Source organism: Streptomyces sp. WM4235 (genome assembly GCF_001279725.1).
Taxonomy (GTDB): domain Bacteria; phylum Actinomycetota; class Actinomycetes; order Streptomycetales; family Streptomycetaceae; genus Streptomyces.
The window spans coordinates 1-364 of sequence record NZ_LGDE01000291.1 but is presented as its reverse complement, the minus strand read 5'-3'; the positions used below and the strand labels follow the sequence as shown (position 1 = coordinate 364).

At 73.1% G+C, this 364-nt stretch carries 1 protein-coding gene; it reads left to right on the top strand.

Annotated elements, in window-relative coordinates; translation table 11 throughout:
• The coding region (locus tag ADK55_RS19710) for a response regulator (protein ID WP_159041480.1) at nt 1-364 on the top strand (364 nt) is incomplete at both ends.

Sequence of the window (364 nt, the reverse complement as noted above, 5' to 3'; positions counted from 1 at the left end):
GCTACGTCGACCGGGTGCCCGGCTTCACCGCCGTCGCCGCCGTCCACTCACTGGCCGAGCCCACCCGCGTACTGGAACGGACCCGGATCGACCTGCTGCTGCTCGACCTGACCCTGCCCGACGGCCACGGACTTCGCTTCGCGCGCGGCCTGCGGGCGGCGGGGCACCCCGTGGACGTGATCGTGGTGACCTCGGCGCGGGACCTGGCCGTGGTCCGCGAGAGCGTCTCGCTGGGGGTCGTGCAGTACGTGCTGAAACCCTTCGCGTTCCCGACCCTGCGCGAACGACTGCTGCGCTACGCCGAGTTCCGTGCGACGGCGGGGGAGGCGGCCGGTCAGGACGACGTCGATCGGGCGATGGCCGC